Source organism: Rhodanobacter denitrificans, from assembly GCF_000230695.2.
Lineage (GTDB): Bacteria > Pseudomonadota > Gammaproteobacteria > Xanthomonadales > Rhodanobacteraceae > Rhodanobacter > Rhodanobacter denitrificans.
This window is the reverse complement of the sequence record NC_020541.1, coordinates 1,387,573-1,411,311: the sequence shown is the minus strand read 5'-3', so window position 1 is coordinate 1,411,311 and position 23,739 is coordinate 1,387,573. Positions and strand designations below refer to the sequence as shown.

Below are 23,739 nucleotides of genomic sequence, written 5' to 3'. Positions count from 1 at the left end.
AGCCGGCCTGCACGGGCCGCCGCGTTACACTTGTCGGCTATGCCCAGCCCGATCAAGCACCCGCCCCTGCCCACCAGCCCGAAACAGCGCCGCTACTGGACGCCGCCGCACGGCTCCGCGCGGGCACTGCTGCTGGCCGAGGCGGCGCGCGCGCACGGCGGCCTGCTGGTGGTGGTGGCGCGCGACACCCAGCGCGCGCAGGCGCTGGAAGCGGAACTGAAGATTTTCGCCGGTGGGCTGCCGGTGCTGCACTTCCCGGACTGGGAAACGCTGCCGTACGACGTGTTCAGCCCGCACCCGGAGATCGTCTCGCAACGCGTCGCCACGCTGTATCGACTGCCGGGCGTGAAGCGCGGCGTGCTGGTGGTGCCGGTGGCCACGCTGATGCAGCGGATCGCGCCGCACTCGCACATCACCGGCTCCGGGCTGGTGCTGGCGAAGGGCCAGAAGCTGGATCTCGCCGGCGAGCAACGCCGGCTGGAAGCGTCCGGCTACCGCCATGTGCCGCAGGTGGCCGAGCCGGGCGACTTCGCGGTGCGCGGCGCGCTGCTCGACATCTTCCCGATGGGCACCGCCGAGCCGTACCGCATCGAGCTGTTCGACGACGAGGTGGAGTCGATCCGCAGCTTCGATCCGGAAACCCAGCGTTCGCAGCAGCCGGTGGACCGGGTCGAGCTGCTGCCCGCGCGCGAGTTTCCGCTCACCGAGGAAGCGGCGAAGGAGTTCCGCGGCAACCTGCGCGAGCGCTTCCCGATCGACGTGCGCCGCTGCCCGCTGTACCAGGACATGAAGGAAGGCGTCACGCCCGGCGGCATCGAGTATTACCTGCCGCTGTTTTTCGCGCAGACCGCGACCTTGTTCGACTACCTCGCCGACGATGCGCTGTTCGTGCTCGGCGAAGGCGCCGGCGAAGCGGCCGACCAGTTCTGGGCGCAGACCGCCGAACGCTACGACCAGCGCGCGCACGACATCGAACGCCCGGTACTGCCGCCGGCCGAACTCTACCTGCCGCCGGAACAGTTGCGCGAGCGACTCAACAAGCGCCTGCGCGTGGAGGTGGTCGAGCCCGGCCACGAGCACGCCGTCGACACCGGCACCCAGCCGGCGCCGGAGCTGCCGCTGAATCGCAAGGGCGAGGAGCCGGGCACGTCGCTGCGGCATTTCCTGGCCAGCTATCCGGGCCGGGTACTGATCGCCGCGGATTCGGCGGGGCGGCGCGAGGCGCTGGTCGAGACGCTGGCCGGCGCCGGGATGAAACCGGACAACGTGGACGGCTGGACGTCCTTCCTTGCTGAAGATGCACAACGTTTTGCCATCACCATCGCGAGCCTGGAACAGGGCTTCGCGCTGACCAAACCCGCGATCACCGTACTTACCGAGCGCGAGCTGTACGGCGAGCGGGTGCGCAGCGAGCGCGAGCGCAAGCGCCGCCGCGGCACTGCGCGCGATCCCGAAGCGATCATCCGCGACCTCACCGAGCTCACTCCAGGTGCGCCGATCGTGCACGTCGATCACGGCGTGGGCCGCTACCAGGGCCTGGTCTCGATGGACGTGGGCGGCATGGACGGCGAGTTCCTCACCATCGAGTACGCCAGGGGCGACAAGCTGTACGTGCCGGTGGCGCAGCTCGGCCTGGTCAGCCGCTATTCCGGCACCGCGCCGGAGCTGGCGCCGCTGCATTCGCTGGGCGGCGATGCGTGGGAACGCGCACGCAAGAAGGCGGCAGAGAAAGTGCGCGACGTGGCCGCCGAGCTGCTGGCGATCTACGCGCAGCGCCAGGCCCGCGGCGGCGAGTCGCTGCCGATCGATCGCCAGCTGGTGGAAGAGTTCGGCAGCAGCTTTCCGTTCGAGGAAACTCCCGACCAGGAAAGCGCCATCGAGGCGGTGCTGGATGACCTGGCCGCGCCGCGCGCGATGGACCGGGTGATCTGCGGCGACGTCGGCTTCGGCAAGACCGAGGTGGCGCTGCGCGCCGCCTTCGCCACCGCCACCGCCGGCAAGCAGGTCGCCGTGCTGGTACCGACCACCCTGCTCGCCCAGCAGCACTACCGCAATTTCGCCGACCGCTTCGCCGACTGGCCGGTGCGGGTGGACGTGCTGTCGCGCTTCAAGTCCGCCAAGGAAGTGAACGAGGCGCTGAAGCGTCTGGCCGATGGCCAGATCGACGTGATCGTGGGCACGCACAAGCTGCTGCAGCCGGACGTCAAGTTCAAGAATCTCGGCCTGGTCATCGTCGACGAGGAACAGCGCTTCGGCGTGCGCCAGAAGGAACAGCTGAAGAAGCTGCGCGCCGAGGTCGACCTGCTGACGATGACCGCCACGCCGATCCCGCGCACGCTGAACATGGCGATGGCCGGCCTGCGCGATCTGTCGCTGATCGCCACGCCGCCGGCGCACCGCACCGCCGTGCGCACCTTCATCTCGGCGTGGGACCCGGCGACGATCCGCGAGGCGCTGCAGCGCGAGCTGTCGCGCGGCGGCCAGGTGTACTTCCTGCACAACGAGGTGCAGAGCATCGAGCGCACCGTGCGCGAGCTGGAGGAACTGGTGCCCGACGCGCGCATCCGCATCGCCCACGGCCAGATGCCCGAGCGCGAACTGGAAGGCGTGATGGCGGATTTCCACCGCCAGCGCTTCAACGTGCTGGTGTGCACCACCATCATCGAAACCGGCATCGACATCCCCACCGCGAACACCATCATCATCGACCGCGCCGACCGCTTCGGCCTGGCCCAGCTGCATCAGTTGCGCGGCCGCGTCGGGCGTTCGCACCACCGCGCGTATGCCTATCTCGTGGTGCCCGACCGCCGCTCGATCACCGCCGATGCGCAGAAGCGGCTGGAGGCGCTGGCTTCGCTGGAAGAACTCGGCGCCGGTTTCACCCTGGCCACCCACGACCTGGAAATCCGCGGCGCCGGCGAGCTGCTCGGCGACGAGCAATCCGGCCAGATCCAGGAGATCGGCTTCGGCCTGTACACCGAATTGCTGGACCGCGCGGTGCGCGCGCTGAAGTCGGGCAAGATGCCGGACTTCGACCTGAGCTCCGAGCACGAAACCGAGGTCGAGCTGCACCTGCCCGCGCTGATCCCCGACGACTACCTGCCCGACGTGCACCACCGCCTCACCTTGTACAAGCGCATCGCCAGCGCACGCAGCGAGGACGAGCTGCGCGACCTGCAGGTGGAGATGATCGACCGCTTCGGCCTGCTGCCGGAGCCGACCCGGCAGCTGTTCGCCGTGGCCAGCCTGAAACTGATGGCGACCCCGCTCGGCATCCGCAAGCTCGACTTCGGCGCCAACGGCGGTCGCATCGTGTTCCGCGAGAAGCCCGAGGTGAACCCGATGACCATCATTCAGCTGATCCAGCGCCAGCCGCGCGTGTACAAGCTGGACGGCCAGGACAAGCTGAAGGTGATCCTGGAGCTCCCCGGCGCCAGCGAGCGCATCCGCAGCGCGCAGGAACTGCTGGTGACGCTGGGCGCGCGCCGGCCGGCCTGAGTCCGAGCTACCGCCGCGCCGGCGGTTTCCGGCGCCGGGGCTGACGATAGTCACTGGCCGTCGAGTCCCGCGCTTTGCACAATGCCTCGATGCCGCCACGGATGACCCTCCGCGTCCGGATTGAACCACCTCGGCTACCGCCGGCCATGCCACGCTCGCCCGGAGCACCGGCCACCGGGGCATGGCCGGGGGATTCGCCAGGCGCAGCGCCGTGGCACGGCCCGTGCTTGATACAAAAACGAAGGATGATGCACGTTCAACGGTTGTCGCTCGCGCCGTCGCGCGTCCGGCACGGAAAGGGCCAGCATGGCGGGGAACGCCCCCACCTGATGCCGGGACGTGGAGGCCATGGGACGGCCGGCAAACGCATCATCCACCGGCAGTCCTGCAAGACGCTCGCACAGCGGGGGGAAGACATGGAGAGGCTGGCCACAACGCCGACAACGGCCCGCCGCAGGCGGTCGTGGTGCGGCCTCGTGCTCGGCCTGCTCTGCTGGTTCGGGCTGGGCACGGCCCAGGCCGCCACCCCGCTGAACGGCGCCTGGCGCGAGGCGTATCCCCGCGATACCCCGCAGACAGTGCTGAGCGAGTACCACGCCGGCCTGCTGAAAAGTTTCGACCCGTCCCTGCTGCAACGGTTTCCGCAGGGCGATGCCGGCAACTGGGTGGTGATCACGGCGCAGCCGCCCTGGGACGACAGCGCGCGGGTGCTGACGATCTACCCGGCCACGCTGGGCACGGTCACGGTGTTCGGCGGCGCCCAGCCACAGACGCTGGCGCTGGACGACTTCAGCGAATCGCTGCATGGCCACGGCCGGCTGGCCTGGCAGCTGCCGGCCGGCCTGGCCGCGTCGGCGCCGATCCTGTTGAAGTTCGAACCATCGCAGACGCTCAGCGCACCGGTCCGCTTCCACCTGGAAACCGCGGGCGAGTACGCGCGCAACGACGCGCGCTGGCTGGTGCTGGCCAGCGCCTGCTTCGCGGTGATGCTGACGATGGTGCTGATGGCGCTGAGCTTCGCGCTGATGCTGCGTGACGTCACCTATGCGTGGTACGCCGGCTACGTGCTCTGCTACGCGCTGATCCAGGGCATCCAGACCGGCTTCGTGTTCCATCCGATGGAATGGCAGTGGCTGTCGGGCATGGCCTTGCTGGCCGGTTCGGCCGCGGTGGCGCTGTCGGTCGCGTTCGCCTCGCTGTTCATGATGCGCTTCTGCGAACTGCAGCGTTACGCACCGCTGCTGCGGGTGCCGGTCACGGCGCTGGCCGTCGGCATGATCCAGCTGGTGCTGATGCGCAGCAGCCGGATCCCGCTGCTGGTCGACGTGGCGCAACTGCTGCTCAACCCGTTGCTGATGATCGGTGCGGTGCTGCTGCTGGTGGCCGCCATCGTCGCCGCGGCACGCGGTTCGCGCCAGGCGTGGTTCTTCCTGGCCGGCTGGACGCCGCTGCTGCTGCTCACCGCGCTGACCAGCGCCCAGGTCGGCGGCGCGCTGCCGCGACTGGACTGGCTCAACGACGCCAGCCTGGCCGGCGGCGCGTTCGAGGCGGTGGTGCTGTCGATCGGCCTGGCCGACCGTGCGCTCAGGCTGCGCCACGACCGCGACATCGTGCGGGTGCTGGCCGACCACGACGCGCTCACCAACGTGCTCAACCGCCGCGCCTGGACCGAGCGCGCCAGCACCCTGCTGTCCGGCGGACCGCCGCGGCCGATTGCGCTGCTGTTCCTCGACCTGGATCATTTCAAGCTGCTGAACGATCGCCACGGCCACAACGCCGGCGACCGTGCGCTGGTCGCAGTGGCCAAGGCACTGGCCGCCGAGCTGCGCCCCACCGACCTGCTCGGGCGCTACGGCGGCGAGGAGTTCGTCGCCCTGCTCGACGGCATCCCGGCGCAGCAGGCCATGCAGGTGGCAACCCGCCTGTGCCGGCGCGTGCATCGGCTGGAGATACCTGTCAGTGAGGACTCGTTGCTGCTCAGCGTCAGCATCGGCATCGCCGTACGCCGGGAAGGCGACGACGTGGAATCCCTGGTCGATCGCGCCGACCAGGCCATGTATGACGCCAAGCTCGGCGGCCGCAACCGGGTCTGCCTGCACGCCGACAGCCTGACGCCCCGCACCAGCCCCCACCTGCACGTGGTGGAGAAACGCGAGCGCTGAAAGCCGGCCGCGATCAGCCTGCCGCCAGCCCGCGTGCCGCCGCCACCACGTCGGCCTCGCCCGGCAGCACCAGTAGCGCCGCACCGGCCAGCGGGGTGAAGGTGTCGGCGCCGACCACGCGCTTCATCGGTGTGGCGCCGCAGCCGCCCTCGACGATCGCGGTGATCACGCCCTCGCCCACGCCGGCGCTCTTGCGCCCCTCGTCCAGCACGATGATGCGCCTGGCCGTCTTCGCCTGTGCCGCGATGAAGGCGTCGTTGAGCGGCGCCAGCCAGCGCAGGTCGACCACGCGCACCTGCCAGCCCAGTTCCTTTTCGATCGTGCGCGCAGCACGCAACGCCATCGGCACGCCGTTGCCGAAGGTGAACACCACCAGGTCGTTCGCCGCCTCGTGGTAGAGGCGGCCCTCGCCCAGCGTCATCGCCTGGTCCGGTGCCGGATAGTCGAACTGCCACTGGCCGTCGCCGGCTTCGTACAGGTCCTTGGTCATGTACAGCGCGATCGGCTCGAGGAAGGCGCACACGCGGCCGTCCACTTTCGCCAGCGCCATCAGCGTGCGCAGCATCAATGCCGCGTCGTCGCCGCGGCTGGGGCAGCCCACCACCAGGCCGGGAATGTCGCGCAGCGCGGTGATCGAGTTGTCGTTGTGGAAGTGGCCGCCGAAACCCTTCTGGTAGCCCAGCGAGGCCACCCGCATCACCATCGGGTTGCGGTACTGGCCGTTGGAGAAGAACTGCAGCGACGCCGCCTCGCCGCGGATCTGGTCGCAGGCGTTGTGGAAGTACGCCAGGTACTGGATCTCCGGGATCGGCAGCATGCCCATGTTGGCGTAGCCCTGGGCCAGGCCCAGGATCATGGTCTCATCGAGCAGCGTGTTGAACACGCGGCTGCCCTTGAAGGTCTTGTTCAGCCCCTTGGTGACGGTGTACACGCCGCCCTTCTGCGCCACGTCCTCGCCGAACAGCAGCGCCTCCGGGTACTTCGCCAAGAGATCGTGCAGCGCCTGGCCGATCTGGATCGCCAGGTGCCGCGGCGGCAGCTTCTCCGGCAGCTTCGCCTCGCCGCCGAACACGGCCAGCCGCTTCTCCGCATAGTCGGCGCGCGTGGCCTCGGCTTTCACCGCGGCCGGCGTGTACGGCGCCAGCGGGGCCATCACGTCTTCCAGCGAGGTCAGTCGATGGCGCGAATCCGCATCCTCGGCAGCGGCGAAGCAGCGCTTGCGGGTGGCTTCGTACAGATCCAGCAGTGCATCCTTCGAATACAGGCCGGACGCCAGCGCGATGTCGGCCGAACGCAGCAGCGGGTCGGAGCATTCGACCGCAAAGAGCTCCTCGATGCTGCGCCACTCGATCTCGAAGTCGGTGCCGGCGTGGCCCATCACGCGGGTGGTCTTGAGATGCAGGAAGGTCGGCCGGCGGGTCGTGCGGCAATGCTCCACCGCACGCTGCACCTGGGCATAGCCCTCGGCCAGGTCGAGGCCGTCGGCGAAGAAATAATCGAGGTTGGCGCGATGCTGGTAGTTGGCCGCGACCCAGCCGGTCGGCGTCTTCACCGAGATACCGATGCCGTTGTCCTCGCACACGAACAGCACCGGCGCCGGCAGCTTCTGGTACGCCGTCCATGCCGCGGCGTTGAACGAGGTCTGCGCGGTGGCGTGGTTGCTGGAGGCGTCGCCGAACGAGCAGATCGCGATGCTGTCGTCGGGGATCGGCAGCTGGTGGCCGATGCGGCGCGCCTGCTCGATCGCCACCGCGGTGCCGAGCGCCTTGGGCAGGTGCGAGGCGATGGTGGAGGTCTGCGGCAGCACCCACAGCGGCTTGCTGCCCCACACCTTGTGGCGGCCGCCGGAGGCCGGATCGTCCTTGCTGGCGGCGAAGGACAGCGCCGAATCCATCACCGGGTCCATGCCCGGGATCTTGCGGAAGCGCTCGGCCATGAAGCCGCCGGAGCGGTAATGCAGGAACGCCGGATCGGTGTGCCGGGTCAGCCGCGCCACCATCGCGTTGCCTTCGTGGCCGGACGAACCGATCGTGTAGAACACCTTGTTCTGCACGCGCAGCACGCGCGCCATCAGGTCGAGGTGGCGCGAGATCAATTGGGATTCCAGCAGCTCGCGAAAGCCGCGTGCGTCCAGCGCGCTGCCCGGCAGCACTGCCTCGCCGTCGTGCGGCGCGGCGCGCGCCTCGCCCTGCCACAGCTGCACGAACTCGATGAAGTTCTGGTCGACGACTTCGGCGCGGTTGAAGCCCTTGTGGCGGGCGCTGAGGTTGAACGGAATGGGCATGGCGTGTCGTCGGTGAGGTGGGGGAATGTTCTGCAGAAGCCCGCTTGCGCGGCGATGCTCTTCAAGGGCATCGCCCGCAAGCGGGCTCCTACAGCGGTAGATGTTGCATCGGGGTGTGGCCGGGCTGCGCCTGCACGCGACCGAGCCACGCACGAATGTTCGGAAATGCGGACAGTTCGAACCCGCCGTCGCCGGCACAATGGGTGTACGCGTACAGCGCGATGTCGGCGATGCCGTAGCGTTCGCCGACGAACCAGTCGCGCCCGGCCAGGTGCTGTTCCATCACCGCCAGCACCTGCGTGCCCTTGTGCAGCAGCGCGGGCAGCTCGGCCTGGCGCGGGTGGTCGGGCGGCAGCCAGCCGCGGATGAAGCGCGCCACCGCGATGCACGGCTCATGGCTGTACTGCTCGAAGAACAGCCACTGCAGCGTCTGCGCGCGTAACCAGGCATCCTCGGGCCCCGATCCATTCGGCCAATAGGCGGTGCCTTCGGCGAGGTAGCACAGGATGGCGTCGGACTCGGCCAGCCGGCGCCCATCCTCCAGTTCCAGCAGTGGCACCTTGCCGTTCGGGTTCTTCGCCAGGTAGGCCGGCGTGCGCGTCTCGCCGCCGGCGCTGTCCACGTCGACCCAGCGGTAGTCGCGGCCCAACTGGTCCAGCAGCAGTTGCAGCTTGTAGCAGTTGCCGGAAGCGCGCATGCCGTAGATGGTGATCATGGCCTTTCCCCTCCCAGCTGTTTCAGCAGCGCGGCGCGCCGCAGGTCCTTGGGACGGCCGAAGCTTTCGCAAAGCCGGATCTGGTCTTCGACCGACGGCACCGGCACGGCCAAGCCGTTCACGCCGGCCAGCACGAGCTTCCCCGGCAGCACCGGCCGCCAGCGATCGTCGGCATGAAGCTCGAGCGCGCCCATCACCTCGACCGGCGCGCCGGGAAAGTGGAAGCGGGCGAAGTGCGAACGGAACCGGTCGGCCTCCGGCGGCGTGAACGCGGGCTCGCGCCGCGACGCCCAATGCGCCATCAACGCCTCGGCGTCGGCGCGCGAGGTCAGCACGTCCACATCCGCGGCGCCGGTCTGCGCGCCGAGCAGCAGCGCCGCGGCGCTCCCGATCAGGCACCACGGATCGACGCAATGCACGTGCAGCTCGGGCACGATCTCGGCCAGGGTGGCGTAAAGCGCGGGCGAGAGGTGGCTCATGCGCGGCGCCGGCGCCATTGCTCGCGCGTCTGCACCCAGATTTCGGTGGGCGAATCCTCGTACGGCGCGGGCAGCTTGCCCGGGCCGCGGCAGCTCGAACCCAGCCGCTGCGCCAGCGCCTGCGAGGCGCGGTTGTCGGGATGGATGGAATGGATCATCTCGCTCCAGCCCAGCTGGTCGAAGGTCCAGTCGATCGCGGCGACGCAGCCTTCCAGTGCATAGCCCTTGCCCCAGGCGCTGCGCGCCAGGCCCCAGCCCACTTCGGTGCCGGGCCAGTCGGCCGGATGCCACGGGCCGAGCCGGCCGATCCATTGGCCGCTGCGCTTCTCGATCACCGAGAACATGGAAAAACCCTGGATCATCCACGCACCGGCCAGCGACAGGAAGCCGCGCCACGCGGCGGCGCGCGCCTGCTGGCCGCCGATGAAGCGGGCAGCCTCGGCATCGGCCATGTTCGCCGCGTAGGCGTCGAAATCCTGCATCCGCGGCGGGCGCAGGATCAGCCGCTCGGTTTCGATGCGCAACGAATCCAGGTCCATGCGACCCCGCTTCAGAACGCGTTGATGCCAGTCAGCTCGCGGCCCACCACCAGCTCGTGCACGGTCTCGGTGCCCTCGTAGGTGATCACCGATTCCAGGTTCAGCGCATGGCGGATGGCCGAGTGCTCGGTGGTGATGCCGGCGCCGCCGAGGATGTCGCGGCACTGGCGCGCGATGTCGATCGCCATGCGGCAGTTGTTCCACTTGGCCAGCGAGACCTGGGTCGGCTGCATCTTGCCGGCGTCCTTCAGGCGCCCCAGCTGCAGCGACAGCAACTGTGCGGTGGTGATGCGCCGGGCCATGTCGGCCAGCTTCAGCTGGATCGCCTGGTTGGAGGCGAGCGGCTTGCCGAACAGCAAGCGCTCGGCGGTGTAGTCGAGCACTTCCTTCAGGCAGGCCTGCGCCGCGCCGATCGGACCCCAGGTGATGCCGTAGCGCGCCTGGGTCAGGCAGCCCAGCGGACCCTTCAAGCCCTTCACGTTGGGCAGGCGCGCGCTGTCCGGCACGCGCACGTTGTCGAAGAACAGCGCGCTGGTGACCGAGGCGCGCAGGCTCATCTTCTTGTGGATTTCCTGCGCCTTGAAGCCGGCCGTGTCGGTCGGCACCACGAAGCCCTGGATGCCGTCGTCGGTCTGCGCCCAGACGATCGCGATATGCGCCAGGTTGCCGTTGGTGATCCACATCTTGGCGCCGTTGATGACCCAGTCGCCGCCGTCCTGCTTGGCGTGGGTCTTCATGTTGGCCGGATCGGAGCCGCCGTGCGGCTCGGTCAGGCCGAAGCAGCCGATCACCTCGCCCGCCGCCATCTTCGGCAGGTACTCCATCTTCTGCGCTTCGCTGCCGTAGGCGTAGATCGGGTACATCACCAGCGAACTCTGCACCGAGGCGAAGCTGCGCAGGCCCGAGTCGCCACGCTCCAGCTCCTGGCAGATCAGGCCGTAGCTCACGCCGTTCATGCCGGCGCAGCCGTACTTCTCCGGGATCGTCGCGCCGAGCAGGCCGAGGCCGGCGATCTCCGGGATCAATTCCTTCGGGAAGCGGCCCTGGTCGAAACAGTCGCCGATGATCGGCAGCACGCGTTCGTCGACGAAGCGGCCGACGGTGTCCTGCACCATGCGCTCCTCGTCGCTGAGCAGCGAACGGACGTCGTACAGATCGAGCGGATTCAGACGGACAGCCATGGAAGCTCCAGAGAGGGCGCGTAAAAGCCGGTATTGTAGCGCGACCCATGCGCCCGCACAGGCCGGACGCGCCCGACGGATGCGTATGGAGCACGCCCGCCCCGCCTGGCCCGATCCCGCCCTCCACTGCACGCTCGCCCACGGAAACCCATGTTCAAAGGTGTCTTGCTCGGCTTCATGGCCTTTGCCGCGTACGCCTTCAGCGACGCGTTCGTGAAATCGTTGCGCGGCTCGCTGCCGGCGTACGAGGCGGTGTTCTTCGGCGCCGCGCTGGGCCTGACCGCGTTGCCGTTCATCAAGGGCGCCGATGACCGCTGGCACGAGGCGCTGCGCGCGCAACGCCCGGGCCTGTGGCTGGTGCGCGCGCTCGCCAGCGCGGTCGGCAGCATCGCGGCGGTGGTGGCGTTCACCGCACTGCCGATGGCCGAGGCGTTCGCGCTGATCTTCCTGCTGCCGATCTTCGTCACCGTGCTGTCGGTGCTGGTGCTGAAGGAAGCCGTGGGCTGGCGCCGCTGGTCGGCGGTGGTGGCCGGCTTCGTCGGCGTGCTGGTGGTGCTGCGACCGGGCTTCCGCGCGCTCGGCATCGGCCACCTGGCGGCGATCGTGTGCGGGCTTTCCGGCGCCGTCTCGATGATCGCGCTGCGCCTGTCCGGCCCGCACGAGAAGCGCATCACCCTGTACAGCGCCGGCATGATCGGCTCGTTGCTGGTGGCCGGCTTGCTGATGCTGGCCGATTTCCGCTGGCCGGACCTCGTCCAGTGGGGGCTGCTGCTCGGCTACGGCCTGCTCGCCGCGCTGGCCTCGGTGTTGCTGATGCTGGCCACGCAGAAGGCGCCGGCCAACCACGTCGCGCCGACCCAGTACAGCCAGATGCTGTGGGCGGTGCTGCTCGGCTACGTGCTGTTCCACGACCGGCTGGACTGGCCGATGGCGATCGGCATCGCGATCATCCTCGGCGCCGGCTTGTTCACCTTCGTGCGCGAGGAACAGGTAACGCGCTGGTGGCAGCGGATCCGCATGCTCTGATTTCCCGGCCGTGCAACGCCTTGGGATGGGCCAGGCGTCGACTCGTCGTTCCAGCGAAAGCCGGAACCCCGTGCCTTCAGACAGTTGCCGAGGCCCAGGCTCTCGACTTTCGCCAGGATGGCGGCTTGCCCAGGCCTTCGCTAGCGGTTGCTCACGCCGTGCGGCACGTGCCCGGTCGCCACGTGCTTGCGCGCGGACTCCACGTTGGCCGGCGAGTCGTCGAAGAAGATGTCGGCGCCGAACGCGTCGAGGAACGGGCCCTTGTCGCGGCCGCCGAGGAACAGCGCCTCGTCGATGCGCACGCCCCACTTGCGCAGGGTGAGGATCACGCGCTTGTGCGCGGGGGCGGAACGGGCAGTGACCAGCGCGGTGCGGATCGGCGAGTCCTCGGCCGGGAACGCGGTCTGCAGGCGGTGCAACGCGGCGAGGAAGCCGCGGAACGGCCCCACCGACAGCGGCTCGGCGGCGTGCTCGCGCTCGTTGCGGTGGAAGGCCTCCAGGCCTTCCTCGCGCGAGACGCGCTCGCCCTCGTCGCCGAAGATCACGGCGTCGCCGTCGAAGGCGATGCGCAACTGCTCGCTCATGCGCGGTGGCGCGACGCTGGGCAGGATGGTGGCCGCCGCCACGCCGGCGGCCAGCGCGCGGCCGACGTCCTCGGCGTTGGCGGAGAGGAACAGGTCGGCCCGGAACGGCGCGATGTAGTCGGAGGTGGGTGCGCCGCTGGTGAATGCGGCGCGGCTGATTTCCAGGTCGTAGTGCTGGATCGCGTTGAAGATGCGCAGCCCGGTGTCGCCGGAATTGCGCGACAGCAGGATCACCTCCACCGGCGGCACGTCGCCGGCCAGCTTGTTCAACCCCAGCAGTTTCTGCACCAGCGGAAACGCTACGCCGGGCTTGAGGATCTCGTTCTCGTGGTCGATCTGGAACGCGCGGTAGGCGTCGAGGCCTTCGCGCTCGAACAGCGCGTGACTGTCGCCGAGGTCGAACAGCGCCCGCGAGGAAATCGCCACCACCAGGCGATTGTCGGTGGTGGATGTCGGATCGTGGGCGGTTGGCTGGCTCATGCCGCGAATCTACCGCAAAGAGCGGGGAGTGAGTGGGGAGGAGCGAGCAACAGCGGAGTCGGCCCTCTCACTGCTCGCTCCTCCACTCACTCCTCATTCCGCGGCGAACTGTTCGTCCAGGATGCGCTGCTCCAGGTTGTGCTCGGGGTCGAACAGCAGCCGCACACCCTGCCCGCCGGACTGACGGATCGCCACGGTGCGCACGTCGCGCACCTCGTGGAAATCGGCGGTGGCGCTGACCGGGCGCTTGCCGGGATCGAGCACGCGCAGGATCACCTCGGTGCGGTGCGGCAGGATCGCGCCGCGCCAGCGGCGCGGGCGGAACGGGCTGATCGGGGTGAGCGCCAGCACGTTCGCATCCAGCGGCAGGATCGGCCCGTGCGCGGACAGGTTGTAGGCGGTGGAACCGGCCGGGGTGGCGACCATGATGCCGTCGCAGACCAGGCTCGCCAGCTTCACCGTATCGTTGAGCTGCACTTCCAGGTGCGCGGCCTGGTTGCTCTGGCGCAGCAGCGAGACTTCGTTGAAGGCCAGCGCGGTGTGTTCGTTGCCGGCCGCATCGGTGACCGCCATCTGCAGCGGGAACAGCGACGCCGCGTGCGCGCGCGCGATCCGCTCCGGCAGGCTGTCGAGCCGGTGCTTGTTCATCAGGAAACCGACCCGGCCCAGCTTCATGCCGTAGACCGGCAGTTCCAGCGCGTGGTACGCGTGCAGGGTGCGCAGCATGAAGCCGTCGCCGCCCAGCGCCACGATCAGCTCGGCCTGCTCCGGCGGCACGGTGCCGTAGCGCTCCACCAGCTTGCGCCACGCCTGCTGGGCGACGCTGGTATCACTGGCGACGAAGGCTAGGCGCATGCGCAAAAACCTGGTGCGAAAGTCAGCCGAGATTACACAGCATGAAGGCGCAAGACCATGGCTGATCCTGCGCCTTCATTCGTCACTCGCTCAACCCGGGCCGGCTCAGACCACCGGCACCTGCGCCAGCTGCGCCAGGCGGCGGACGGCGACCGAGGCGATCGGGTAGTCCGCGTTCTGGGTGAGGATCTCGGCCAGCATGCCGCGGGTGTACTGCAGCGTGGCGTCGTCGCGCTGCAGCCACGCCTGCACCGGCGAGACGTGCTGGCTGCCGCCGCCGAGATTGAGCACCTGCAGCGACAACGCCCGATGCTGGTGGTTGAGCTCGTCCAGCAGCGAGCCGCGCGCCTGGGCGTGCCAGTGACCTTCCACCGGCAGCGCCTCGATCTGGTCGCGCAGCCACTCCAGGTCCAGCGCCTCGCCCAGCTCGTAGAACACGCCGGCCACCTTCCCGATCGGCTGGCCGCTCAGCTGGCTCACCTCGACCATGTCCAGCGCGGCGCGCAGCTCCGGCATGCGGGCCATCCGCAGCGCCAGCTCGGCCGGCAGGCCCAGGCCTTCCCACTTCTCCTGGCTGGAGGAGAAATCACCCTTGCCGGTCGCCGTCAGAACCTCCGGCAGCGCCTTGCGCAGGGTCGACACGCCGGCCTGGTAGCGCTCGACGTTGGCGGCGATGTCGAGCGAGCCGCCGGGACGGTTCAGCAGCCACCGCGTCATGTGGCGCAGCAGCGACCAGATCTGCTTGATCGCGTCGATCTGGGTGTCCTCGGCGACCTTGGCGTCCAGCGCCTCGATCTGCGCCCACAGTTCGCGCGCCTCGAGGATCTCGCGCGCCGCGGTATACGCCTTGGCGATCGCCGCCGGGCCCTGCCCGGTGTCTTCCTGCATGCGCATCATGAAGGTGGCGCCCATGCGGTTGATCGTCGAGTTGGTCACCGCAGTGGCGATGATCTCGCGCTTCAGCCGATGGCGCTGCATGTGCGCGGCGTACTTCTCGTGCAGCGGCAGCGGGAAGTAGCGCACCAGTTCCTTCGACAGGTACGGGTCTTCCGGCACGTCCGAGTCCAGCAGCTGCTGGAACAGGCGGATCTTGTCGTACGACAGCAGCACCGCCAGCTCCGGCCGGGTCAGGCCCAGGCCGCGGCTCTTGCGCTCGGTCAGTTCGGCCTCCGACGGCAGGTTCTCGACCTGGCGGTCCAGCGTGCCCTCGGCCTCCAGCGTGCGGATGAAGTGCGCCATCGAGCCGATGCGGCCGATCGACTGGTGCTCCATCAGGGTGATCGCCTGGTTCTGCCGGTAGTTGTCCCACAGCACCAGCTGGCCCACCTCGTCGGTCATCGCGGCGAGCTGTGCGTTGCGCGCATCGAAACCCAGCTCGCCACGCTGCACGGCGTCGTTGAGCAGGATCTTGATGTTCACCTCGTGGTCGGAGGTGTCCACGCCGGCGGAGTTGTCGATGAAGTCGGTGTTCAGCAGCACGCCCTTCTGCGCCGCCTCGATACGGCCCTTCTGGGTCATGCCCAGGTTGCCGCCCTCGCCGATGATCTTCGCGCGCACGTCGGCGCCGTTGATGCGCAGCGCGTTGTTGGCGCGGTCGCTCACCTCGGCATGCGTTTCGCCGGAGGACTTGATGTAGGTGCCGATGCCGCCGTTCCACAACAGGTCCACCGGCGCCTTCAGGATCGCGCTGAGCAGGTCGCTCGGCGCCAGATGCTCGACGTCGGGCTTGAGCCCCAGCACTGCACGCACTTCCGGCGAGATCGGGATCGACTTGGCGCTGCGCGGATACACGCCGCCGCCAGCGGAGATCAGCGACTTGTCGTAGTCGTCCCAGCTCGAGCGCGGCACGTCGAACATGCGCTTGCGCTCGACGAACGAACGGGCCGCGTCCGGGTTCGGATCGAGGAACACGTGGCGATGGTCGAACGCGGCCAGCAGCAGGGTGTGTTCGGACAGCAGCATGCCGTTGCCGAAGACGTCGCCGGACATGTCGCCGATGCCGACGCAGGTGAAGTCCTCGCTCTGGCAATCGCGGCCGAGCGCGCGGAAGTGGCGCTTGACCGACTCCCATGCGCCCTTGGCGGTGATGCCCATGCCCTTGTGGTCGTAGCCGTGCGAGCCGCCGGAGGCGAACGCATCGCCGAGCCAATAGTTGTGCTCGATCGAGATCGCGTTGGCGATGTCGGAGAACTTGGCGGTGCCCTTGTCCGCGGCCACCACCAGGTAGGGGTCGTCCGCGTCGTGGCGCACCACGTCGTGCGGGTTCACCACCTTGCCGTCGACCAGGTTGTCGGTGATGTCGAGCAGGCCGTTGATGAACAGGCGGTAGCAGGCGATGCCCTCGGCCAGCACCGCGTCGCGGTCGCTGGCGGGCGGGGACTTCTTGACGAAGAAGCCGCCCTTGGAACCGACCGGCACGATCACCGTGTTCTTCACCATCTGCGCCTTGACCAGGCCCAGCACCTCGGTGCGGAAATCCTCGCGCCGGTCGGACCAGCGCAGGCCGCCGCGCGCCACCGCGCCGAAGCGCAGGTGGATACCCTCGACGCGCGGCGCGCACACCCAGATCTCGCGGTACGGCACCGGCTTGGGCAGGTCGGGCAGCAGGTGCGAGTCGAGCTTGTAGCTGATGTAGTCGCGGTAGGCGCCGTCCCACTGCTGGAAGAAGCTGGTGCGCAAGGTGGCACGGATCAGCTTCATGAAGCTGCGCAGGATGCGGTCCTCGTCGAGGCTGGCCACGTTCTCCAGCAGAATCCCGATCACGTTCTCCACCGCCTGGACCTGCGCGTCGCGCGGCTTCGACAACGACGCGCCCAGCTCGCCGATCAGGCCCGGCTGCGTGGCCTGCACGTTGGCCGGGATCAGCGCCAGCATCTCGGCGACCAGGGTCGCGCCGGCAGCCTTCAGCTCGTCGGCGGAAAGCGCTTCGCGGCGCGGATCGAACTTGGCCAGGAACAACTCCACCAGCAGTCCGGCCACCGCCGGATAGCGGTTGAGGGTTTCCTCCATGTACGACTGCGAGAAGGTGGCGCCGGTCTGCAGCAAGTACTTGCAGTAGCCGCGCAGCATCGCCACCTGGCGCCAGCCCAGCTTGGCGCCGAGCACCAGCCGGTTGAAGCCGTCGTTCTCGGCGTTGCCGCGCCAGATCTGCTCGAACGCGTCCTCGAACAGCGCGCCGACCTGCTCCACGCCGAAGGTGAGCTTGCCGACCGGCTGCACCTCGAAATCCTGGATCGACAGCGGCGCCTCGCCGGAAACGTCGTAGACGTGCTCGGTGAGCACGCGCAGGCCGAGGTTCTCCAGCTGCGGCAGCACTTCGGACAACGCGATGTCGCCGCCGGAGCGGTAGACCTTGAAGCGCAGCGTCTCGGGCGCCTTCGGCGGGTGGTAGAACGACATCCGCAACGCGTTGTCGCCGGCCAGTTGCGAGAGCTGGTACACGTCCTCGGCGGCCACCGCCGGACTGACGTCCTCGACGTAGCCGGCCGGCAGTGCGCGCGCGTAGCGGTTGGCCAGCACCACGCCTTCATGTTCGCCGCGCAGGCGCACCAGCGCGTCGCGCACCTCGTCGTGCCAGTTGCGCACGATGCCGGCCACGCCCTGCTCCAGCTCGGCCAGGTCGTAGGACGGCTGGTCGCCGATCTTCGGCCGCAGCACGATGGTCAGCCGCGCCAGCACGGCCTCGCCCATCTGCACCGAGGAATCGCGCTGCTCGGCATGCAGCGCCGCGCCCAGCAGCGATTCGATGCGCTCGCGCACCGAGGTGTTGAAGCGGTCGCGCGGCACGAACACCATGCAGGTGAAGAAGCGGCCGTAGCGGTCGCGGCGCATGAACAGCCGCGTGCGCGCGCGCTGGCGCAGTTCGAGGATACCCATCGCGGTGGCGAACAGCTCGTCCTCGGTGCTCTGGAACAGCTCCTCGCGCGGCAGCGTTTCCAGGATGTGGCGCAGCGACTTGCCGGAGTACGAATCGCGCTTGAGGCCCGAGCGCGCCAGCACGGTTTCCACCTTGTGCCGCACCAGCGGCACGTCCTGCGGGCGGGCCATGTAGGCGTTGGAGGAGAACAGGCCGAGGAAGCGCTGCTCGGCCACCGCGCGGCCGTCGGCGCCGAACTGCAGCACGCCGATGTAATCCATGTAGCCGCTGCGGTGCACGTGCGAGCGCGCGTTGGTCTTGGTCAGGATGATCGCGTCGGTGGCGCCCGATTGCGGCAGCTCGCTGGCGGCCAGCGTGCGCAGCGAACGCGGCGCCATCGAGCGATCGCTCTTGCGCAGGATGCCCAGGCCGGACGCATCGACCGCGCGCAGCACGCGGTCGCCGTCGGCGTCGGCGACTTCGTATTCGCGGTAGCCGAGGAAGGTGAAGTTGTCGGCCGCGATCCAGCGCATGAACTCGCTGGCCTCCTGCACCGAGGCCGCGTCCAGCGGCAGCTTGCGCTGCGGCAGTTCGTTGGCGACCGCCAGCGCCTTGTCGCGCATCGCCGACCAGTCGCCCACCGCGGCGCGCACGTCGTCCAGCGCAGCCGCGACCCGCGCTTCCAGCTGCGACTGCTCGGCGGCATCGGCGACCCGGTCGATCTCGAAATGCATCAGCGATTCGGCGCTGCCGGCGTCGCCGCCCAGGCCGAGCAGCTTGCCGGAAGCATCGCGCGCCACCTTCAGCACCGGATGGATCACCGCATGGATCTGCAGCTTCGCCGAGACGATCATGCTGACCGTGTCGACCAGGTACGGCATATCGTCGGTGACGATCTGCAGCAGGCTGCGGCCGGCATGCCCGTCAGCCGCGTTGAGCACGCGCACGCTGGCATGGCCGCCGCGGCGCTGCTGCATGAACTCCAGCAGGCTGCCGACCAGCGCCGCCCACTGCACCGGTGTGTGCAGATGCGCGTCGCCGCCCCCGATGCGTGCAAAGAAAGCCTCGCAGAAAACCTGCGCCTCGTTCAGGCGCGCGGGCGGAAAACCGCCCTTTTTCAGCTCTGCGAGTACTACTGACGAAAGGGAAGGGTCGTTCGCTGCAGGGGTCGCATTCATGGCATCTTCTGATTGGTGGAGACGATGATGGGTGAGGCAGGTAAAAAGCCTCGGAAGGATACGCCGCACGGCAGGGCGAATCCAGCCGCGCGGCCCGCCGCGACCATGCACACGCGCATGGTTTCGTGCCTTCCCGCGACCGATTTTCGCGATGCCGCGGATCGCGCGTCGACACCCGGCGAGCGGCGGGAAAAAGCTCGGCCGCTCGGCACGCTCGCGCGACGGATGCGGCATGCGATCCTCTGCGACGCATCCGCGGGCATGCGTCCAGATCGCCACGCCCCTGTCAATGACTGGATTCGCAGCGCCCACAAAATGTAAACTGACCGGTATAGCCTGCTTCGCAGGCCGCCTGGTACGGCGCTTGGCGGAACAGGCGCCGTTTCCAGGCGCGATCGCCCCCCTCGTACCAACCTATGACACAGGACATGCGGAGCGCGATGCGGTATCCCGTCCACGGCAAGCCCGCAACGCACTCCGGCGTCACCCCCATCCCCGTTCGAACAAGTTCTGGAGTTCCCATGAAGTCCTCGTCACTGAGCACACCCTTGCTGTGCCTGAGCCTGCTGGTGCTGGCCGCCTGCGGCAAAGGCAAGGAGCAGGGGCCGCCGCAGATGCCGCCACCGGAAGTGGGCGTGGTCCAGGTGCAGCCGCAGGACTCGCCGCTGACGCGGGATCTGGTCGGTCGCCTCTCGCCCTACCGCAGCGCCGACGTGCGCGCCCGCGTGGCCGGCGTGCTGCTCAAGCGCGCCTATACGGAAGGCACCGACGTCAAGCGGGGGCAGTTGCTGTTCCAGATCGACCCGGCCCCGCTGAAGGCGGCGCTGAGCGCAGCGGAGGCTTCGCAAGCGCAGGCGCAGGCCACCGACACCAACGCCAGGATCAACGCGCAACGCGCACGCGAGCTGGCGCCGAAGGGCTACATCTCGAAGTCCGACCTGGACAACGCGCTGGCCACCGAGCGCACCGCGGCCGCCGCGGTGCAGGCGGCACGCGCCAACGTGCAGGCCGCGCGCATCAGCCTGGGCTACGCCAGCGTGACCGCGCCGATCGACGGCCGCGCCGGCCAGCAGCAGGTGACCGAGGGCGCCCTGGTCGGCAACGGCGAGGCCACCTTGCTCACCACGGTCGACCAGATCGACCCGCTCTACGTGAACTTCACCCTGAGCGTGGCCGACATGGAGCAGATGCGCCGTGCGCAGACCAGCGGCAACGTCACCCTGGCCGAACCGAACAAGGCCAGCGTGCAGGTCGCCCTGCCCGACGGCAGCAGCTATGCCGAAACCGGCACGGTCGACTTCTCCTCCACCACGGTCGATCCGGCCACCGGCGCGGTGAACTTGCGCGCGCAGATCCCCAACCCGAAGCACAGCCTGCTGCCGGGCATGTACGTGACGCTGAAGGCGCAGCTCGGCCAGCAGCACAAGGTGTTCCTGCTGCCGCAGGCGGCCGTGCAGCGCGACACCGTGGGCGCCTACGTGTTCACCGTCGGCAAGGACGGCAAGGTCGCGCGTCACTACGTCACCCTCGGCGCCGCCAGCGGCGGCGACTGGGTGGTCACCGACGGCATCGCGGCGGGCGACCAGGTGGTCGTGTCGGGCGTGCAGAACGTGAAGGAAGGCGCGCCGGCCAAGGCCTCGCCGTGGAAACCGCAAGCCGAAGGCAACCACGGCCCTGCCGCCGCCGGCACGCCGGCGCGCGGCAAGTAAGGGAGAGCGAACATGCCGAGTTTCTTCATCGACCGCCCGATCTTCGCCTGGGTGGTGGCTATCCTGATCTCGCTGGGCGGCGTGCTGGCGATCCTCAACCTGGGCGTGGAGTCCTACCCGAACATCGCGCCACCCTCGGTGACGGTGGGCGCCTCCTACCCCGGCGCCAGCGCCGAGACCACCGAAAAGGCGGTCACCCAGGTCATCGAGCAACAGCTCACCGGCATCGACCACCTGCTGTACTTCAGCTCCTCCTCCAGCGCCAGCGGCCGCGCCAGCATCACGCTGACCTTCGAAAGCGGTACCGACCCGGACATCGCCCAGGTGCAGGTGCAGAACAAGGTGGCGCTGGCCACCCCGCGCCTGCCGAGCGAAGTGACCCAACAGGGCGTGGTGGTGGCCAAGGCCAACGCCGGCTTCCTGATGGTGGTGGCGCTCAAGTCCGACAACCCGAACATCGACCGCGACCGCCTGGGCGACATCGTCGGCTCGCAGGTGCTCGACCAGATCGCGCGCGTGCCGGGCGTGGGCAGCACCCAGCAGTTCGGCTCCGAGTACGCCATGCGCATCTGGCTCAACCCGGACCAGCTGCACGGCTACGGCCTGTCGGCGACGCAGGTGCTGAACGCGATCCGCGCGCAGAACGTGCAGTTCGCCGCCGGCTCGATCGGCGCCGACCCGGCCCTGCCCGGCCAGGGCTTCACCGCCACGGTGTCGACGGAAGGGCGCTTCACCACGCCGGAGCAGTTCGCCGGCATCATCCTGCGCGCGAACCCCGACGGCACCACGGTCAAGCTCGGCGACGTCGCCCGGATCAGCTTCGGCCCCGGCAACTACGGCTTCAACACCACCGTCGACGGCAAGCCGATCGGCGCCTTCGCGATCCAGCTGCTGCCCGGCGCCAACGCGCTGAACGTGGCCACCGCGGTGCGCGGCAAGATGGACGAGCTGGCTCCCGGCTTTCCGCCGGGGGTGAGCTGGTTCAGCCCGTACGACAGCACCACCTTCGTGAAGATCTCCATCGACGAGGTGGTGAACACGCTGGTCGAGGCGATCGTGCTGGTGTTCCTGGTGATGCTGCTGTTCCTGCAGAACCTCCGCGCCACCATCATCCCCACGCTGGTGATCCCGGTGGCGCTGCTGGGCACCTTCCTCGGCATGCTGGTGCTCGGCTTCACCATCAACCAGCTGACCCTGTTCGGCATGGTGCTGGCGATCGGCATCGTGGTGGACGACGCGATCGTGGTGATCGAGAACGTCGAACGCATCATGACCGAAGAGAACCTCTCGCCGAAGGAAGCCACGCGCAAGGCGATGGGCCAGATCACCGGCGCGGTGGTGGCGATCACGGTGGTGCTGACGGCGGTGTTCGTGCCTTCGGCGCTGCAGCCGGGCGCCTCGGGCATCATCTACAAGCAGTTCGCGCTGACCATCGCCGTGTCGATGGCGTTCTCGGCCTTCCTGGCGCTGTCCTTCACCCCGGCGCTGTGCGCGAGCTTCCTGCAGCCGGAGCACCACAAGAAGAAGAACATCGTCTTCCGCAAGTTCAACCAGTTCTTCGAGTGGGCCACGCACACCTATACCGGCCACGTCGGCAACGCGGTGCGGCATGCGCCGCGCTGGATGTTCGTGTTCGTGCTGGTCGCGGTGCTGGGCGGCTTCCTGTACACCCGCCTGCCCGGCAGCTTCCTGCCCGAGGAGGACCAGGGCTACGCGATGTCGGTCATCCAGCTGCCGCCCGGCTCCACCAAGCAGCGCACCGAAGAGGTGATGGGCCAGATGCTGACGATCCTCAAGAAGGATCCGGCGGTCGATACCGTGCTGCAGGTGACCGGCTTCAGCTTCATCGGGGCCGGCGAGAACGCGGGCATGGCCTTCATCAAGCTCAAGGACTGGTCCGAGCGCCAGGGCACCGCGGCAGACTTCATCCAGCGCGCCAACCGGTCGCTGTTCCAGATCCACGACGCGCGCATCTTCGTGGTGAACATCCCCACGGTGCAGGGCCTGGGCCAGTTCGGCGGCTTCGACATGTACCTGCAGGACCGCAGCGGCGCCGGCCGCGAGGCGCTGACCCAGGCGCGCAACACGCTGCTCGGCAAGGCCAGCCAAGACCCGCTGCTGACCGGCGTGCGGCCCAACGCGCTGGAGGACGCACCGCAGCTGCGACTGGACGTGGACCGCGTGCAGGCGCAGTCGATGGGGCTGTCGGTGGGCGACATCTACAACGCGGTCGGCCTGATGCTGGCGCCGGTGTACGTCAACGACTTCACCTACGGCGGCCGCGTGAAGCGCGTGATCATGCAAGCCGACTCGTCCTACCGGATGAGCCCGGACGCGCTGCAGCACTTCTTCACGCCCAGCACGCAAACCACCGCCGCCGGCACGCCGGCGATGATTCCGTTGTCCAACGTGGTGCACGCGAACTGGCAGATGGGCTCGCCCTCGCTGAACCGCTACAACGGTTATGCGGCGGTGGAGATCGTCGGCTCGCCGGCGCCGGGGCACGCCTCGGGCGAGGCGATGGCCGAGATGGAGAAGATCGTCGGCAACGACCTGCCCAAGGGCTACGGCTTCGACTGGACCGGCCAGTCCTACCAGGAAATCCTCTCCGGCAACGCCGCCACGCTGCTGATGGTGCTGTCGATCGTGATCGTGTTCCTGGCGCTGGCGGCGCTGTACGAGAGCTGGTCGATCCCGGTGTCGGTGCTGCTGGTGCTGCCGCTGGGCCTGCTCGGCGCGGTGGTGTTCACCCTGCTGCGCGGGCTGCCCAACGACATCTACTTCAAGGTCGGCCTGATCACGGTGATCGGCCTGGCGGCGAAGAACGCGATCCTGATCGTGGAGTTCGCAGTGGAACAGCAGGCGCATGGCCGCACCTTGCGCGAAGGCGTGATCGAGGCGGCCCGCCTGCGCCTGCGCCCGATCCTGATGACCTCGCTGGCGTTCATCCTGGGCGTGTTCCCGCTGTTCGTCTCCTCGGGCGCCGGCGCCAATGCACGCCACGCGATCGGCACCGGCGTGATCGGCGGCATGCTGTTCGCCACCTTGCTCGGCGTGCTGCTGATTCCGGTGTTCTACGTGGTGGTGCGGCGCCTGCTGGGCGACAAGCTGGACGGCCACGAGCATCCGGGCATCCACGGGCCGCACACGTTCGACTCCGACCCAAAGCGTGGCGTCTGATCCGCCACGAGCA

The 23,739-nt window shown here is 68.7% G+C and carries 13 protein-coding genes; 5 read left to right on the top strand and 8 right to left on the bottom strand.

All coding sequences use genetic code 11. The annotated features are described in order from the left end of the window. The first annotated feature begins 39 nt into the window (after positions 1–39). Positions 40–3,498 carry a transcription-repair coupling factor gene (gene mfd, locus R2APBS1_RS06270; protein ID WP_015447272.1) on the top strand — a complete coding sequence of 1,153 codons (3,459 nt, stop codon included), beginning with the start codon at positions 40–42 and terminating at the stop codon, positions 3,496–3,498. A gap of 416 nt (positions 3,499–3,914) precedes the next feature. Next, the gene (locus tag R2APBS1_RS06265; RefSeq protein WP_015447271.1) at positions 3,915–5,660 is read left to right on the top strand and encodes a sensor domain-containing diguanylate cyclase; all 1,746 of its coding nucleotides are present in this window, start codon (positions 3,915–3,917) and stop codon (positions 5,658–5,660) included. Positions 5,661–5,673: 13 nt separating this feature from the next. On the opposite strand, the gene R2APBS1_RS06260 is transcribed toward R2APBS1_RS06265, so the two are convergent. The 5 genes from R2APBS1_RS06260 to R2APBS1_RS06240 form a co-directional block, all read right to left on the bottom strand. Beyond that, entirely contained in the window at positions 5,674–7,944 is a 2,271-nt protein-coding gene (locus R2APBS1_RS06260) for a thiamine pyrophosphate-dependent enzyme (protein WP_015447270.1), read from the bottom strand. Between the two features lie 88 nt (positions 7,945–8,032). After that, on the bottom strand, positions 8,033–8,659 hold the full coding sequence (locus tag R2APBS1_RS06255; protein ID WP_007512837.1) for a glutathione S-transferase family protein: 627 nt from the start codon (positions 8,657–8,659) through the stop codon (positions 8,033–8,035). Beyond that, complete coding sequence (locus R2APBS1_RS06250) at positions 8,656–9,138, bottom strand: nucleotidyltransferase family protein (protein WP_015447269.1); 483 nt, start codon at positions 9,136–9,138, stop codon at positions 8,656–8,658. Before R2APBS1_RS06250 ends, R2APBS1_RS06255 begins: the two co-directional genes overlap by 4 nt. Continuing rightward, on the bottom strand, positions 9,135–9,677 hold the full coding sequence (locus R2APBS1_RS06245) for a GNAT family N-acetyltransferase (RefSeq protein WP_007512833.1): 543 nt from the start codon (positions 9,675–9,677) through the stop codon (positions 9,135–9,137). The genes R2APBS1_RS06250 and R2APBS1_RS06245 overlap by 4 nt, the downstream gene beginning before the upstream one ends. Before the next feature lie 11 nt (positions 9,678–9,688). Then, on the bottom strand, positions 9,689–10,858 hold the full coding sequence (locus R2APBS1_RS06240; protein WP_015447268.1) for an acyl-CoA dehydrogenase family protein: 1,170 nt from the start codon (positions 10,856–10,858) through the stop codon (positions 9,689–9,691). Between the two features lie 150 nt (positions 10,859–11,008). Here R2APBS1_RS06240 and R2APBS1_RS06235 point away from each other — a divergent pair, with 150 nt between their 5' ends. Then, entirely contained in the window at positions 11,009–11,884 is an 876-nt protein-coding gene (locus R2APBS1_RS06235) for a DMT family transporter (protein ID WP_015447267.1), read from the top strand. Positions 11,885–12,024: 140 nt separating this feature from the next. On the opposite strand, the gene R2APBS1_RS06230 is transcribed toward R2APBS1_RS06235, so the two are convergent. The 3 genes from R2APBS1_RS06230 to R2APBS1_RS06220 form a co-directional block, all read right to left on the bottom strand. Continuing rightward, the gene (locus R2APBS1_RS06230) at positions 12,025–12,948 is read right to left on the bottom strand and encodes a 5'-nucleotidase (RefSeq protein ID WP_007512826.1); all 924 of its coding nucleotides are present in this window, start codon (positions 12,946–12,948) and stop codon (positions 12,025–12,027) included. A 93-nt stretch (positions 12,949–13,041) separates the two neighbouring features. Continuing rightward, the gene (locus R2APBS1_RS06225; protein WP_007512824.1) at positions 13,042–13,803 is read right to left on the bottom strand and encodes an NAD kinase; all 762 of its coding nucleotides are present in this window, start codon (positions 13,801–13,803) and stop codon (positions 13,042–13,044) included. Between the two features lie 105 nt (positions 13,804–13,908). Continuing rightward, complete coding sequence (locus tag R2APBS1_RS06220; protein ID WP_015447266.1) at positions 13,909–18,837, bottom strand: NAD-glutamate dehydrogenase; 4,929 nt, start codon at positions 18,835–18,837, stop codon at positions 13,909–13,911. Positions 18,838–19,358: 521 nt separating this feature from the next. Here R2APBS1_RS06220 and R2APBS1_RS06215 point away from each other — a divergent pair. Further along, a complete protein-coding gene (locus tag R2APBS1_RS06215) occupies positions 19,359–20,546 on the top strand; it encodes an efflux RND transporter periplasmic adaptor subunit (RefSeq protein ID WP_015447265.1) in 1,188 nt (395 codons plus the stop codon). A gap of 12 nt (positions 20,547–20,558) precedes the next feature. After that, on the top strand, positions 20,559–23,726 hold the full coding sequence (locus tag R2APBS1_RS06210; RefSeq protein ID WP_007512811.1) for a multidrug efflux RND transporter permease subunit: 3,168 nt from the start codon (positions 20,559–20,561) through the stop codon (positions 23,724–23,726). Positions 23,727–23,739: the final 13 nt, after the last annotated feature.